This window comes from Treponema sp. (assembly GCF_051883275.1).
Classification (GTDB): domain Bacteria; phylum Spirochaetota; class Spirochaetia; order Treponematales; family Treponemataceae; genus Treponema_D.
Genome location: NZ_JBJETK010000068.1, coordinates 1 through 15146, shown reverse-complemented (window position 1 = coordinate 15146; position 15146 = coordinate 1). Strand labels below are relative to the sequence as shown.

Genomic DNA, 15146 nt, shown 5'->3' with positions numbered 1-15146 from the left:
AACATTGTTCAATATATCTTAAAAAATATAAATTGTCTATTGTTATACAAGAAAACGCACTATTTTCTTAATATTTCATCTAAAATACATTTCTGAAGGCTTGTATGTGGTATTTTTTACTAAAAATTTTCCTAAAGATTCTCTAAAATCAATTCCGCGGTTTTCTTATAGGAATATTTTTGTGGAATTTCTCCAATCTGGCTTTTATCATAGAAGGCTTCCTTTATTTTTGCACATAAATCGCTGCTGTCTTCTGATCTGAAAAAAACAACGGGAAAATCCCTGTAAATTTCCCTGAACACAGGAATGTCGGAAATAATAGCTTTTGTTCCGCATGAAAGAGCCTGAAGCGGCGGAATTCCGAATCCCTCGTACAATGACGGCTGCACTAAAAGCCTTGCGCGGCTCAGCAGCAGAAGAAGCTTTTCGTTTTCCACAAAGCCTGTGAATTCAACAGAATTTGGAAACTTCATGGAAAGCTCTTTTATTTTCTGGGGAACAACGCTGTCCTTTGTCCTGAAATTGTCCTGGGAGCCTGTAATTAAAAGGCGGGGCTTTTCAGAACCGTTTTCTGACTCCAGGAATTTTTCAAAGGCTTCAAGAAGCACAGAAAGTCCTTTGTGGCGCTTTATGTTTCCTATAAAAATTATAGTGCTGTCCTTTTTTACGGAAAGCCGCTTTCCTTCCATGTACGCAGGAAGTCCGTTGTAGACCACTGTGATTTTTTTTGTGCATTTTAAGGCTGACTTTATTCTTTCACGGCTGAAATTTGAAACCGTAAAAATTCCAGCTGACTTTTTTACCGCGCGCCTGTAGAAAAATTTTCTGCCTATTATTCCTGCTTTTCCGCAGAGACCTTTTACATCAAGGAAAACGATGTCGTGGATTGTTGAGAACACAGGAATTTTTATTCCCCCTGGAATATTGCAGTAGGGAGTAAAATAAACATCACATTCATTGATTTTTTTCAGAAGCCTGCCCGGAAAAAAGAAAAGCTCTCGCACTGAGAAAGTTTTTACATTGCACGGAAAGCCTTCTTCAGTTCCGAAGAGAAAAAGTTCATGTCCGCTTGATTTGAAATAGGGCAGGATTCCGTCAAGAAAAGTTCCTATTCCGCTTTTTCCGCTCATGCGGCAGTCAATGGCTATCTTCATTTTTCTCCCGCTCCTTTTTCCTTTGTGAACAGTGGTGCCCAGTTGCTGTTTTCAAAGATATTGTCGTGAACAGTAAACCATTCGTCCTGCGGAACCGGAAATTGTGTCTGCTTTCTTATGCGTGTACTCTGGGCGTTTGCAATCTGGATTTTTGCAAAGGCAGCCTTGTCTTCAATTTGGAACGGAAGGTCGGTAAAAGGATTTTTTGCATTCTCTATTATTCCTTTTGTGGCAAGATACGGAGTGTCTGCGTTTGTCATAAATGTCATATCTTCTTTTATAGGACCGCGCGAATTGAAGTCCTTTACAAGCAGACTGGCCACAACATTTGACTTTTTAAGCTTTGAGTCTTTTTCGTCCTGAAGCTCAGGAACAGAGATTGACGCTCCATGATCGGAAACAATTATAATTCTTGTATTGTCGTATACACCGATTTCCTTCAGATAATCAAAGAACACCTTGTACGTATTGAAAACAGCCATCATTGTTGTAAAATGCTTGTCTTTCGCGTATTTTCCTGTTCCAAAGTTAACGGCTTCATTATTTGACGGCAGGTAATCCGGATAGTTCAAAAGAATCGATTCGTGCACGGTTTCGTTGTCAATCATGATAAAACTGTCCTTGTCGGAATCTGCGTCCATGAGCTGCGGAAGGTAGTCAAGCTCGGAGTAGTTGTCTATAAAACGCGGAATTCCATCGTTGTACGAATCAAAGGCTGTCCAGTATTTGTTGTGGTAAACGCTTCTTCTGAGGAAAGGCGGAACCATTTTAAATAAGCTGAACCAGATAAAATTCCGCTTTATGCTTTTTGCAAGAAACTTCGTTTTTTGAATTCCGTGCTGCTGATACCAGAGATCTGAATATGTGCCTCTTGTTTCGGCTCTGTTTATATATTCGTAGCCTTTATACATATCTTCTATTGGATATTCAAGGTAATTTTCGTAAGGAAGCCCTGAAACTGTTGTGCTGAATCCTGCCTCGTGAAATACAATCGGCATGGTCAGCAGAGCCTGGTTGTGCTTTTCCTGAAGTGTCTGGTCTGCTCTGCGGTTTATTTCGTATGGTGTGAAACTGTAGCCTCCGAAAATTCCCGGAGTTCCGATCATTGTCAATTTGCCGAATGAAATGCAGTTCTTGTAAAATGTAAAGCCGTCGAATTTTTCCCTGAAATCAGGATTTTCCTCAAGGCACGGCTCTATAAAAGGCATTAAAAGCCTGTCCTGCATAATGACAATGACATTTTTTCCGGTTTTTGAAAGATGATATACAGGCTCGATTTCAGATTTTATAGACGGAGGCTCCATCTTAATGTATTCCGCGTTTATTTTTGTACAGTTTCTTAATGAATTCAAAAAAAGTGCCGTGGCGGCAATTCCAGCGCAGCAGTAAAGCACGGAAGGCTTTTTATTCAGCAGGAAAATAACTGCGGCTATGATTCCTGCGCCTAAGGCTATATTTGAAAGGAATGAAATCATTGTTGGCTTGAAAAGCTGCGGCTGCATGAAAATACATTCCGGCTGAATAGGCCCGTATGTTCCTGAAAATACAAAGGTATTTAAAAGGGCTATAAATGCCATTGCCGGAAAAATCACAGAAATTGTTTTTTTCACCTTCGCAGAGAAGAGCGCAAAAAAGCATCCCGGCCAGAACAAAAAGAATCCTGCTGCCTGAAAGAACGTGGCGAGCAAAAATACAAACGGGCTGGAATAGTCTTCCACGTAGCAGTATTGCTCCGGCTCGCTTTCCATGAGTGTAGAAGGAATCTGAAGCCCTGCAAGAAGCGCAAGCAAAATTGCCGGAGCAAGGAACAGAAAGAACCTGATTTTTTTGTTTGTATCGATACCGCAAAATGTGTTTTCAAGAATGTATGAAAGCCACCGCACCGCAAAAGGAGCTGCCGGAAGAAAGATTGAAAATGCAGCTACAAGAATTTTGAATTCAGTTTTTCTGTCCTGAAGAATTGTAAAGTCAAAGACAAGGAACAGCGCCGCAATAACACAGAGCAGCGCATAAAGAACTCTGCGCGGATTTTTCATCTTGTAAAAGATATTTTTCACAAGAGAAAAAACATTGTTCATTGTCCAGTATATGACAAGTCCTGACGGAGAATTGTAGAGCAGCAAAAGGAAAACGGAGGCGCAGCCGAAAATCTGCACTTTTTCATTGACTCCGTGTCCCTTGGAATAAAGCGCACCCGAAATACAGTTTATGAGTGTCATTGCAATAGGAAGCACGTTTATGCTGAACGAGCCCAGTTTGAGCGCACCGTCAGGAGAGCCGAAATCCTTTACAAACATAAAAGAAACGCCCTTCAGCGATTCAAGATGAGAAAGAAACTGGTAGGCAGCAATAAAAAACGGAATTTGAATCAGCAGGCTGAATGATGACCTTAGAGCCATTAGCGGATGGTAGTGATTCTGCCTGTAATAGGTGGAAAGAATCATATACTGCTCATCGCCCTTGAAAAATTTCTTGATCCGCTTTACTCCAGGCTTGAGCCGCTCCTGAAGATTCCGCTCCTTTTCCTGCCACTGCTCTGCAACCATATAGAGCGGAAGCGTGCACAGCGTAACAACAATGCTGAGCCCGATGACTGCAAGCCCGCAGTTCCTTGTTATTTCATTGAAAAGCGTAAAAAAGAATTCCAGAATCTGGATAATCGGCATGATTATTATATTGAAAAGAGCATTAAGCATTTTTTTCCTCTGCTGAAAGAATTTCATCCGCAATCTTTTTTAAAAGACGGGAAGCCTTGCCTCTGTGGCTTATTTCGTTTTTCTGCGCGGCTGTAAGCTCTGCGGCTGTCTTTTTAAGCTCAGGCAGATAAAAAATCGGGTCGTAGCCAAAGCCTCCGCTTCCTCTTGCATCTTCTGCCCTGCTGATTATCTGGCCTTCCATCGTTTCCTGCACAACAAAAAGCCTGTCGCCGCCCATGTAAAGAACCATTGAGCAGGTGTAGTGCGCCGCCCTGGTCTGGGATTTTCCTGCTGAAATGGAATCCGTTATCTGCTGTATTAAAAAACTGTTCTGCTCGCTCTGGCTGATTTTTTTTCCGTCCGGTCTTCCGCGCATAAATTCCGGTCCTGCATAGCGCGATGAAAAAATTCCCGGCGCTCCGTCAAGTGCATCCGCGCAGATTCCGGAATCGTCTGCTAAAACTGGGGAATGGACAATTTCCCATAGCGCCTTTGCCTTTATCAGGCTGTTTTCATAAAAAGTCGAGCCTGTTTCCTCCGGGTCAAAGGCTATTCCCTCGTCTTTTGGAATAACAATGGTATGCTCTGGAAAAAGCTGCGACACCTCGCGTTTTTTATTTTCGTTTCCGGTTGCAAGATATATTTTCATTCCAAGAGAATACCATTTTAGAAGATTGTTGTCGAGTGAAACTGTTTTACTGCTCGCTGTCGGAAAGAATTTTTTTTGCCCTGGAAACAAGGGAAGCGACTTTCCGAGGCGGCATTGAAAGAAGCTTTCCCACCGTGATATTCGATGGAACCGGCAGCTGTCTTGAGAGCTCTTCAAGCGAGCGTTTCCATCTTTTATCGTGGGACTCATACAGCCGCTTTTCATGTTCCGTTCCCAGTTCTCCTTTTTTTTCATTCTGCATGGAAATTTTTTTTCTGTGCAGATAGGCGAAATTTCTTTTCATAAGAAGACTCTGCATTCGCTTTTCCTTTTTTTCGAGCGACTCCCTTGCCTGCATAATCATTCTGCTGAGCCTTTCCTTGCTGTATCCTGTCGCCGCGCAGACTTTTTCCAGAAGCGGGTCTGTCATTGAAAAGCATGATTTGAGCGCAAGCACAAGGCAAAGCTCCCTCATGAATTTTTCTCCGTCCTTTTTTGTCCGGGGTGCGAACTCCCTGCGTTCCGGCGAATATCCAAGATTTTTTCTTGCAAGCTCAGAAAGCTGTTCTGTTGTCAGATTGTCTTCGCAGTATTCCGCTTCATCTTCAGACCAAAGCGCGCAGGATTCTTCAACAGCCATGGATTCGCATACTGATTTTCGCTCCGAAGCTATGAACATTTTTTTTGACCGCCATGCCGATGAAAACTGAAGCACATTTGTAATGTAGGTTGAAAAATCGCTTATCTGCGGATTGTACTTTTTTATGACGTGGATAAAATGCTCCGCCATGTAAATCAGAAAATCCGAAAATTCATCCTCGTTCATTTTTCCCAGCCCCAGCTCGTATTTGCGCCTGAATGTGAATTCCATCAGCCTGTTTTTTATTTCCCTTTCATCCGCTGTTTTTTCTCTGAATGCCTTCCATATTTCCCGGGCTTCATCTTGCATTTTCTTTCCCATTTTTTTCTCCCATAAAAAAGTTTTGGGGTAGATAAAATCCGCGCCGTCTTTAGCGTTTTTTTATCTTACGCTCCATGAAATTGTTTTTGCTTCGCTTCTGAAATCTGCAGCTTTTAGAAGCGCCTGAAAAAGAAAATGCATTATTTGTGCCAATATAAATTTCTGCTGAAATGTCGTTTGTTTGATTTATCCTGGCTTTTCTGCTGTTTTTTTCCTTAGAAAATAACTGCGGCCTGTTATTTTTTTTAGAAAAACATAGCAGTCAGAATTTCAACTCTGAAAAAACTGAAAGCAGTATTGAAAGAAAAAAGCAGCGGATATTTTTCAGTTCAATAAAAAGCCGATTTTGATTTCTGCGGATGTTGGCATTTACTGATAAATTAAAAAAGCTAAAAGAAATTTTCAAAAATTGCAATATCAAGTTGCAATATTTTTTGATTTTTTTTCAAAGTTTGTAGATTAAGTCCAGCTGCTCATTAAAAACTTCTGACGGAGTTCTGTATCCTAGTCTTTTTCTTGGAAGTCCGTTTATCAGGTCTTCGTATTGCTCCAGCTCCTCCTCTGTTATTTTATTGATGGTTGCTCCTTTTTTTACATATCTTCTTAATATCCTGTTGTGCCTTTCGTTTATTCCACGTTCATATGATGAATATGGATGTGCGAAGTAGACTTTTGTTTTTCCTGTCTTTTCTGTTTCTGCAAGAGAGGCAAATTCTAATCCCCTGTCGGTCGTGAGTGTGATGAATATCTTATCTGCCTCTGAGCCAAATTCTGTTTTTATCTGGCTGATTTTTGAATTTACGGCGCCGGCCATTTTCGCAGGAATTTTCCGCGTCATGTAGAAATCCGTGAGTCTCTCGACAAGAGTCAGGACAACTGCGTTTCTGCCTTTCTTTTTTCCGACAACTGTATCAAGCTCCCAATGCCCGAATGTCTTTCTTTCCGCAACTTCCGCAGGTCTTTTCTCGATGCTTGTCCCCAGCCGCATTTTTCCTGCTCTCATTTTCTTCCCATGCTTCTTTCTCTTCAAGCTTTCCGGCAGGTCTATGACTTTCACATTTAAAAGCCCCTTGTGAATCCAGTTGTATATTGTCTTTGTGCATACAGAATCCTCATCTGTAAATTTTTTTTCCAGCCTTAATCTTCCGACAGCCGCGTCTACCGACCATTGTTTTAAGGGGCTTGAAAAACTGCTTTCCACGCAGTATATGAATTTTCCGCAGGCTGGGAATTTTCCTGTCCGGTGGCATTTCGCGCGGTTCCGCTCATAGGTTGTCTGGCCTGTTTCCGCACGGTATCCCCGGCGTCTTCTTCCGGACATCTCCCTGGAGCCTCTTCTTATTTCGTTTTTGACAGTGTTGTAGGCGCAGCCTATCTCCCTCGCAATTGAGTATACGGTGCGTCCGTCCTTCAGCCTGAGCTGGATAAGCGTCCGCTCGCATATTGAAAGATGCTTGTTTTTGACATGTTCAAGAGTATATTTCATTTGGCAGATTCCTCTTCGGACTATAACATGCCCCTCAAGAAAGCCGGATTTATTATTTTCTTTGTGTTCTTGGAGCTTTATGTTGTAGTCTTTTGCGTTTAAATAAGCATAATAACTTTGATATGTCAAACTGTTTTTTCAAGATGAAATAAAGGCTTGTGGAAAACTTTAACCGCGCCTATGCGCGGACGGCATTCAGTGTGCCTTTAAGTTTCCCACAAGCCTGGACTTAAAATCGGCACGTGCCGGCCTTGCCGCGCCGCTTTAATTGGTTAAAACTCAAACTTAATCTGTCTGTTTTCATCCAGTAGAAATTTGCAGTCAAACTGCCTGCCGGCCTTGTTTGTGCAGTGCTTTGTTCCGGTCTTTCCTCCGTCGCAGAGCTTTATGACATCTTTTTCTGTGAGCTTTGCTCCAGCGATAGTTTCCCATAGCACGAACTTGCAGCCTTCTTTGTATCCTGTGCAGTACCAGTTTGCTTTTCCGCGCCTGATTCCCTTTCCGCAGGCGGGGCATACGGCGGTTGTTGCGGCGGCCGCAGGAATTTCAATCCTGGCTTCCCTGGAGACTGACTCGCGGACGAATGTCTTTATGTCCGAAAGAAACTTGCCCGGGTTCTCATCGAGTCGCTCTTCCCATGACGTTGTCTCTGAGATGTTGGCGAGGCTTTTTATCGCGGAGCCTCTTACAGCGTTTAGCAGGGAGGCGCCCAATGGAGTGCAGACAATGTTTTTCTTTTCCATGGCGATATATCCGTATTTTATGAGCTTCGGAATGAAGGTGTGTCTTGTAGCGGCGGTTCCAAGCCCGGCCAGCTTTCTTCTTGTCTCATCCTGAACCGACACGTGTCGGTCTTCCTGCCTTGGATTTTCCATGAACGACAGGATGCTCGCCTCGTTGAAATGCGCCGGCGGCTTTGTCCATTTTTCCTTTGTCTCGACAGAGGAAAGAACAAGGCTGCTCCAGTCTATATTTTCCAGGGATTGCTCAGGTTTCCCTGTCTCCTCATTTTCATCCCAGCATGTCTCAAAATCCTTGTACCCGGAATTTGTTATTCTCTTGCCTGTGATTTTAAAGTTGTAGCCGCCGGCTTGAAGTATGCAGGTCTGTTTCTCGTACTCACAGGGAGGAAGAAAGGCAAGCGTAAAGCGGTTGTAAATCATCCAGTATATGTCTTTTTGCTCCTCGCCCGCGTTTTCCGGCAAGGCTTTTAGTGGTATTATCGCATGGTGCGCCTCGAGCTTTGAGTCGTTGAAGACTCTCTTGTTTTTTAAGGAAATGTCTGAGGCTGACAGGACTTTTTTCAGCCTTTCTGAGCAGCTGGGCTCAAGCTGGCCGGAGTCTATGAGACTGCCAAATATTTTCCGACACAAGTCAACGTTTCCGCTTCCCATGACTCTTGACGGTGTCCTTGGATAGGAGACGCATTTCAGTTTCTCATACAATGACTGGATTATTTTAAGCGTCTTGTCCGCTGAGTACCCGAAGTGCCTGAAGGCATCCTTCTGCGCCGCGTTGAGATTGTATAGCTGCGGCGGATTCTCAGTTTTTCTTTCAGTCCTGCTGTCCTTTAGCCTTGCCTGCTTCCCGATGCAGGCGGCCAGTTTCTCATGGCGTGAATTGTCATTGAAGCCGGTCTCCCCGTTCTCAAAATAGATTCCATGGATTTCTGTGCCGCCACGTGCCGGACGGAAAACTCCGTAATGCTCAAAGTATTTCTCGCTCTTGAAATTCCTGATTGCATTGCACCGCTGCTCTATGGCTGAAAGAACTGCGGTCTGGACTCTTCCCACAACGAGCCTTGCTCCTGCCTGGCGCGTGATGTACCGGCAGAAATTCATCCCGACGAGCCAGTCTGATTTCTGTCTGGCGAACCCCTGCTCCGAAAGAAGGTCATAGTCATGCAGCGGCCTCGCGCTCCTGATTCCGTCCTGTATGACTTCCTTTGTAAGAGCCTGCGAGACCCAGAATCTTTTTATGCGCGAGAAATCCGTGATTCCAGCGGCGGCCAGGCATTCACGGGCAATTATCTCGCCCTCCCGGTCTGCGTCGGTCGCAATCAGGATTGAGTCCGACCTGTGGGCTTTCAGCCTTGAGATTACAAGACGCGCCTGTTTCTCAAGCGGCGGATTTATCCTGTAGTCAAACTGTGATGGAATTATCGGAAAGACGTTCCCGTAATGAGACGGCTCCTCCAGGGCGAAAAGATGGCCGATGCAGTTTGTGATTTCATCTTTGCCGCTCTGGTAGGTTCCGCCGGAGAACCTGAATCCGAGGGCTGAGGCGAAGTCTTTTGCAACTGAGGGCTTTTCCGTGAGAATTAGCATTTTGAACTCCTAGGGCGGGCAGAAGTTCGTTTTCCTTTATAGACTGATGCTCTGAATTTTTCAAGGGCGATGGAAATCCGCTGCTGCTGCTTAAACCGACACGTGTCGGTTCATTTTGGAAAACAGGCAGTTTTTCCATTAAAGTCGTGCTTTTTAAGTCATTAAAAGAATTTTCAAAAAAAGAGCCGTTATTGAAAAGAGATGAAATGAGCAAAAGAGAAAAAAGAGTAACTCTTGGACGCAAGATAAAGGTTTGTACTACAAGCCGTGCTATTTCGTTTCCAGTTCTGGAATTGTATGTGTTACGCGAGTTTTCTGTGTAATGCGGCTTTCTATTTTCTTCCTTATTATGGATGTATTACGAAAGGTTTCTTCTGTTTTTATATCGAAAATTCAGAAATTTATATTCTTGAATTAAATATTTAGATGTTGACAATATGTTTCTATAATGACATATTTGTTATGTCATTGGCGGAAAACGGAAACGTATGTACTTCTCGAGAAAGAAAAAAATCTTAATGGCTCAAATGATAAAAGGCTCGGCGAACCTTCTGTGCAGGATTTCCCTTGATGCAGGCTGGTGCGGACCGCAGGAGGTTTTGGAGATGTCGGACATGATGTTCCGCGCCTGGCGGGCTTGGAGCAGCGGCCGCTGGACCTCATTCAGCAGAAATTATTCCGGCATCCTTAGGAAATTCTATGTTGCTTATGACAGCGCAAGCGGAATGTGCAGGCCGCAGTTCTGTCTTCTGGCTCTGGCTAAGGGCGGCTGTAAAAACGAAGAATGGCGGATTAGGAAAAAAATATATTCAAGCTGGTGCTCTGCCTGGTGCGGCGCAGTGAGGAATTTCTCTGATGTCAGCGTGAGCGTTGAATTTCTTGACAAGGAAGAGTCAATGGAGGCTGTCGAGCGGTTATGCACCCTGAGCCTTTTTGAAAGCCATTCCTCAGATGATGAGATAGCTGGAATTGAAAAGCAGGTGGGACAAAGCCACCGGACATTTTCAGCTTGCGGCGTGTTCAGAAAAGCACTGAACCGACACGTGTCGGTCGGGGAGAAAAAATGAAAGTGAGGCCGTTCGGGATAAAAGACTTGGTTATAGTCATATCTGTGGCTCTTGTTTGGCTTGCTGGCCAGCTGCTGATGAAAAAATATCGGATAGTCTGTGTGAGCAATAGAAATCTGACTGAGCATATGTCATACAATGCGAGACAGGCGGCAAAGCTTGCTGCGGCAGGAATAAAGAGGGGATGGTCTATTGCTTAAAAGTTATTCTTGATTTTTTTATGTAATAATGTTATTACAATTAATAAAAAGATTATTTTATAATGATTGATTATGCCCAGTAATAGAGAAGCAAGGAGGAATTATGCAAGCCGTTAGAAATTCAAAAGTCATGAGCTTGAGTTTTCAGCCTGATATTTTTAACCGCATTACAGCTTATTGCGCAGAGCGTGGATGCACCCGTAGTTGGTTTATGAGCAAAGCCGCGGAGTTGTTTCTTGATGATTGTCTTGAAGATAAAGATGATTACGAAGCTGCCGCTGCCGCTTGGACTGCTTATGAAAAAACAGGGAAGAAAGCGCATTCCGCAGAAGAAGTCTTTTCTAAGGCTGGTCTATGACAGTTGTTTTCACGGAAAAGGCGGAAAAACAGTTCTTAAAGCTAGATCGATCCATTCAACAGCAAATTCAAAAATTTATTTTGCGATTGCAGGATTTGGAAAATCCTCGAAGCTGCGGAAAGGCTCTTGTAGGAAACTTTGTCGGTTTTTGGCGTTACCGCGTTGGAGACTACAGGCTTCTTTGCAGAATTCTTGATGAAGAGCTTGTGATTACACTTGTCGAGGTAGGACACAGAAAAGAGGTCTATGACAGGTAGCGTTTTAGAAACATTCAAGAATAATCTTTCAGCTAGCTCCTGCTGCATTCTTAATTTTGAAAATTTTGTTCTGTTATTCATGTTTATATCTGCAGGATAAAATCGTTGTGCTCTAAACCGACACGTGTCGGTCGTGCCTCAATCAATTTTGCCAGGATAATATCATGTGAAATAGAATTTGCAAGTGGAAACTTCTGTTTCTATAATAACAGAAATAGTAATAATTGAGCGTACAGGCTGAAAAATATTACTGATTCTAATGACATGGATTAAGCATCGCAAAGGCAGGAATCAAGTGACGTTGGAGGCGATTGAGGCATAAGTTTTGTTAATGGTGTGAATTTTACAGATGGATTCATTTCTGAAAACAGGAGACTCTGCCGAAGAGTTTGTTCTTAATGGTTGAAAGATGCTGCAGCTTATTTTTCTACGGTTTTATGACAAGGTGAAAAAATATATTAGATATTAGGAGGAACTGCATGACATATGAACGAAGGCAGGTTATTGAAAAGCTTGCTGAATCTATTAGAAAGAATTTTAATATTGTAACTCCTATCGAAATAGAAACTGTTGTTGAAATGCTTCATGGAGAATTGAAGCCAATTACTTTTGAAGATTCAACAATATCAGGAAGAATACAAAAAATAAATAATACCTTTGAGATATCATATAATGCGGAACATACGGAGATGCGTTCGAGGTTTACTATTGCGCATGAATTAGGTCATCTGTTTTTGCATATGGGTTTTATTATAAACCCGGAAAAATGGAATTCGATAGATGAGTACTATGATTCTCCAAAATACAGGCAGGGATATTCAGAAGAAGAGTATGAGGCAAATCAATTTGCAGGCGCCTTTTTAATGCCTGCTAAAGAATATAGAGATTTTGTAAATGAACACAAAAAAGACAATGCAATAAAGATTGACTTGATAGCGAATCATTTTGATGTTTCATTTGATGCTGCATTAACTAGAGGTAAATGGCTTGGAATCTTTGCTTGGTGATAAAAATATTTTACAAGATTTTTCTAAATCAGATGTTGATATTTTAAACGGAGAAAATACTTCACCTGACAAAGGAATTTATATATTTTTTTCATTTGATTTGGTTGGTTCGACAAATTTGAAGACGAAAGAGCCTGATTGCTGGCCTAGCATAATATTTAAATTCTATGAATTGATATATAATGAACTAAAGGAAAAAATACCTCAAGTTGTTGTATGGAAGTATTTAGGGGATGAGGTTTTGCTATATGTGTCTTTAGATGAAATTGAGACAGATGATATCATATATAATATTCCTGATACTGCTTTTTATATCCAATTGAAAGTTTCTAAAGACATAAAGGAAATATTCGATTCATTAAATATTTCTGGAATTTTTGATATAAAATCTACTTTATGGATTGCTGGTATAAGAAACATAGAGTCAAAATCCATATCACAGAGCACTGAAGAATCCTGTAATTCTGATTATATATATAGAAATATGAAAATGCCTCTGACTACAGGAAATGGATTATCAACGGACTTTCTTGGACCGGATATGGATATAGGTTTTAGAATTTCAAAATTTGCATACCACCATAAAGTAACACTTAGCGCAGACTTTGCATATTTGTTATTTCGCATGAAAAAGCCTAAAAAATCGAAAAATATAGATGATAAGTTAAAAATAGTTTCTTTTGAAATTTTAAAGGGTGTTTGGGATAATAAATACTATCCAATTATTTGGTATTATCCTAATTGGAAATGTGTTGAAAAAGATTTTTTATATGCAGATCATAAAGAAAATGATATAGTTGATAGAGTTTTGTCTAATAGAATTTATCCTATTAACGAATTAGAAAGAATTTATGATGAATTAAAAAGTACTGATAGAATTGAAGATTTTATAGAGAAATGTGTGGAAAGAAAACCTTCAAATGAAAAGAGAATTATATCTGCACAAACTTTGTAATTAACATCCCATGAAATCCCATTCAATAAAAGATATTTTCTCCAACCGCCCGACTAAAGAGCGTTATGAGGAAGACCTTTACAAGATAATAAAAACTCCGTACAAGAAAGACGACATGCGGCGGATTTCAAAGCTGCTTGAGGCACGGCCGACACGTGTCGGTCGTGATGACGGCGGAAGAAGAAGCGGCGCGCTGTTTTCAGGCTCCGCAAGCCGGAAAGACCAGCGCGTCATGTTCAAGGTGTCGCACAGCTCTTCAATGCAGGCGCATGACAAGTATCTTTCAGCCTACCTGCCGCAGGAGGATAAGAGCGAGGTCATTGAAAAGCCCGGTCTTTTCGGCACAGCTTCATCTGAATATGAGGCGGCGGAAGTTCCGGAGCATTTCAAATTTATAATTTCCCCTGAAAACCAGAATGTGAACCTGAAAGTCCTGGCTTCTGAGTTCATAAGGCGCGTTGAGGCTATGACAGGCTACAGTCTCTTGTGGCGTGGAGCGGTTCACACTGACACAGCCCACCGCCATGCCCATGTCTGCATAAACGGAAAAGACAGGAATGGGAAGCGTGTTTATTTCCAGCCGGAGATGATTAAGCGGACCATGAGGGAAACCCTGTCATATATCGCGACACAGCTGGCCGGAGAGAGGACTGAGCAGGAAATTCTTGCGGCGCAGAAGAATCTTGTTGTCGCAAGACGCTGGACAAGGCTTGATGAGGAGCTTGAAAAATATCCTGGAAAAATAAGTCTCCGTCTTCTAAGCCCTGATATGCAGAACCGCCTCGCCTTTCTTTCGGAGATGAACCTTGCTGACAGAAAAGCCGGATTCTACGAGCTTAAGGCTGGATGGAAGGATGTTCTTGCCGCGGCCGGACGCTACAACACATTCCTTGACGAGTACCGGAAATCAGGCGGAACGCTTTCCCTTTATGCAGGCGGCGGAATCAGAGGAACTGTCGAGAAGGTCATCTCGTTTGACAAGGATGAAAGCTGGAACGATGCCCTTGTAATAAAGAGCGGGGAATCCCTTGTGTATGTTCCCGTCTGGCAGCTGAGGAAAGACGGCCTGCTGGGGAAGACAGTCGAGATAAAGGACGGAAACAGAAGCCTCTCGCGTCAAGTAAAGGACTCGGGCATCCGTGTTGTGGGCAGCCGGAGAGGCAGAGAAAAGTCCGGCAGGCGTGAATAAATTTTCTTTATTACAAGTATTTAATTAATTATGTAATAAAATCAATATTGACTGTAGAGCAAAAAATTTGTAATCTGTAGCAAAAGTATCTGCCCGCCCTTTCTTGGAGATACTTTATGAGTACAAAACAATATCCTCCCGCCGGGAAAGTCCAGACACCGTTCTATCCGCAGCTTGTGCACTTTGACTGGATTACAGGACAGATACGCAGGGAAAACCATATCCTGCGGATTGTGGCAGTTATTTCCTGCCTTGCGTTCTTCCTTTCAATCGGGATAAGCCTGTATGCTGTCGCGCAGCCTGACTCTATTCCTGTGATTGTCACGATGAATGACTTCGGGCAGGCGTCCTATGTCGGCCCGGTGTCGCGGAAAAACTATCAGGACTTCAATGTTCCGGAAGTGGCAGTCCAGTATCAGGTGAAGGATTTTCTGAATCTCTACCACACGCTCTCAACCGACAAGACGGTTATGAAAAAGTCTGTCAGCAAAATCTACCACATCTTGACTTCCACAACAGCGTCAAAATATTCAGCCCTTGTAAAAGAAGAGAAGCCCTTTGAGTATTTCGGCTCGCGCACAAGGGAAGTTCTTTTCCAGACCGAGCCGCTGAAACTCTCCAGGGATTCCTACCAGATTGACTATCAGGTTCTGACACGGCAGGTCTCAGGTTCTGTAGTGAGCAATATAGCCTATCGCGCAGTCATAAGCGTTAAGACACTGCAGCCGAGCGATGACGAGACATAAAGGATAATCCGCTTGGAATATACATAACCGCATTTGACATGAAGGAGGCATGATAAAAAGGTAAACGAACAAGCGGTAATGTGATACGCTGAAG

14 protein-coding genes are annotated in these 15146 nt (G+C 42.6%); 8 read left to right on the top strand and 6 right to left on the bottom strand.

The genetic code is table 11. The features are described from left to right. Nucleotides 1–131: 131 nt before the first annotated feature. The 6 genes from ACI4L0_RS10420 to ACI4L0_RS10395 all read right to left on the bottom strand — a co-directional run bounded on the left by ACI4L0_RS10420 (nucleotide 132) and on the right by ACI4L0_RS10395 (nucleotide 9273). Nucleotides 132–1154, bottom strand: coding sequence for a glycosyltransferase family 4 protein (locus ACI4L0_RS10420; RefSeq protein ID WP_439800109.1), 1023 nt, complete (start codon nucleotides 1152–1154; stop codon nucleotides 132–134). Further along, the gene (gene yidC, locus ACI4L0_RS10415) at nucleotides 1151–3850 is read right to left on the bottom strand and encodes a membrane protein insertase YidC (protein WP_439800108.1); all 2700 of its coding nucleotides are present in this window, start codon (nucleotides 3848–3850) and stop codon (nucleotides 1151–1153) included. Before yidC ends, ACI4L0_RS10420 begins: the two co-directional genes overlap by 4 nt. Then, entirely contained in the window at nucleotides 3843–4499 is a 657-nt protein-coding gene (gene rdgB, locus ACI4L0_RS10410) for an RdgB/HAM1 family non-canonical purine NTP pyrophosphatase (RefSeq protein WP_439800107.1), read from the bottom strand. Before rdgB ends, yidC begins: the two co-directional genes overlap by 8 nt. A 46-nt stretch (nucleotides 4500–4545) precedes the next feature. Further along, on the bottom strand, nucleotides 4546–5460 hold the full coding sequence (locus ACI4L0_RS10405) for a hypothetical protein (RefSeq protein ID WP_439800106.1): 915 nt from the start codon (nucleotides 5458–5460) through the stop codon (nucleotides 4546–4548). Between the two features lie 445 nt (nucleotides 5461–5905). Continuing rightward, complete coding sequence (locus ACI4L0_RS10400; protein WP_439800105.1) at nucleotides 5906–6946, bottom strand: IS30 family transposase; 1041 nt, start codon at nucleotides 6944–6946, stop codon at nucleotides 5906–5908. A gap of 272 nt (nucleotides 6947–7218) precedes the next feature. Beyond that, the gene (locus ACI4L0_RS10395; protein WP_439800104.1) at nucleotides 7219–9273 is read right to left on the bottom strand and encodes a DNA topoisomerase; all 2055 of its coding nucleotides are present in this window, start codon (nucleotides 9271–9273) and stop codon (nucleotides 7219–7221) included. Nucleotides 9274–9791: 518 nt separating this feature from the next. Here ACI4L0_RS10395 and ACI4L0_RS10390 point away from each other — a divergent pair. From ACI4L0_RS10390 to ACI4L0_RS10355, 8 genes are all read left to right on the top strand, one after another. Next, the gene (locus ACI4L0_RS10390; RefSeq protein ID WP_439800103.1) at nucleotides 9792–10340 is read left to right on the top strand and encodes a hypothetical protein; all 549 of its coding nucleotides are present in this window, start codon (nucleotides 9792–9794) and stop codon (nucleotides 10338–10340) included. After that, the gene (locus ACI4L0_RS10385) at nucleotides 10337–10540 is read left to right on the top strand and encodes a hypothetical protein (protein ID WP_439800102.1); all 204 of its coding nucleotides are present in this window, start codon (nucleotides 10337–10339) and stop codon (nucleotides 10538–10540) included. The genes ACI4L0_RS10390 and ACI4L0_RS10385 overlap by 4 nt, the downstream gene beginning before the upstream one ends. Before the next feature lie 103 nt (nucleotides 10541–10643). Then, complete coding sequence (locus ACI4L0_RS10380; protein ID WP_439800101.1) at nucleotides 10644–10898, top strand: DUF6290 family protein; 255 nt, start codon at nucleotides 10644–10646, stop codon at nucleotides 10896–10898. Continuing rightward, nucleotides 10895–11155 carry a type II toxin-antitoxin system RelE family toxin gene (locus ACI4L0_RS10375; protein ID WP_439800100.1) on the top strand — a complete coding sequence of 87 codons (261 nt, stop codon included), beginning with the start codon at nucleotides 10895–10897 and terminating at the stop codon, nucleotides 11153–11155. Before ACI4L0_RS10380 ends, ACI4L0_RS10375 begins: the two co-directional genes overlap by 4 nt. A 479-nt stretch (nucleotides 11156–11634) precedes the next feature. Next, the gene (locus ACI4L0_RS10370; protein WP_439800099.1) at nucleotides 11635–12162 is read left to right on the top strand and encodes an ImmA/IrrE family metallo-endopeptidase; all 528 of its coding nucleotides are present in this window, start codon (nucleotides 11635–11637) and stop codon (nucleotides 12160–12162) included. Continuing rightward, the gene (locus ACI4L0_RS10365; protein ID WP_439800098.1) at nucleotides 12143–13117 is read left to right on the top strand and encodes a hypothetical protein; all 975 of its coding nucleotides are present in this window, start codon (nucleotides 12143–12145) and stop codon (nucleotides 13115–13117) included. The genes ACI4L0_RS10370 and ACI4L0_RS10365 overlap by 20 nt, the downstream gene beginning before the upstream one ends. A gap of 10 nt (nucleotides 13118–13127) precedes the next feature. Next, nucleotides 13128–14306, top strand: coding sequence for a hypothetical protein (locus tag ACI4L0_RS10360; protein WP_439800097.1), 1179 nt, complete (start codon nucleotides 13128–13130; stop codon nucleotides 14304–14306). Nucleotides 14307–14422: 116 nt separating this feature from the next. Further along, nucleotides 14423–15052: a type IV secretion system protein gene (locus ACI4L0_RS10355; RefSeq protein ID WP_439800096.1), complete on the top strand. Its 630-nt coding sequence runs from the start codon at nucleotides 14423–14425 to the stop codon at nucleotides 15050–15052. The last annotated feature ends 94 nt before the right edge of the window (nucleotides 15053–15146 follow it).